Genomic DNA, 217 nt, shown 5'->3' on the forward strand with positions numbered 1-217 from the left:
CAGAGGCAGACAGACCCGACTGAAGGAGCTGGAGGCCTCAGGTGCCAGCGTGGAGTATAGACAAGGCGATATCACCGATAAGAGCACCGTTATCGGTTTACTGGAAAGTATTCGTGAGGAATGTGGGCGTGTCCATGGGATCATCCACTGTGCAGGGGTGATTCACGATAACTTCATCATCAAGAAAACAAGCGAAGAATTTATGGAGGTGCTGGGA

1 protein-coding gene is annotated in these 217 nt (G+C 50.7%); it reads left to right on the plus strand.

All coding sequences use genetic code 11. The features are described from left to right. The coding region (locus LCF57_RS10770) for an SDR family NAD(P)-dependent oxidoreductase (RefSeq protein WP_226000687.1) at window positions 1-217 on the plus strand (217 nt) is incomplete at both ends.

Origin of the sequence: Paenibacillus sp. BJ-4, assembly GCF_020404765.1 — a bacterium.
GTDB lineage: Bacteria > Bacillota > Bacilli > Paenibacillales > Paenibacillaceae > Paenibacillus.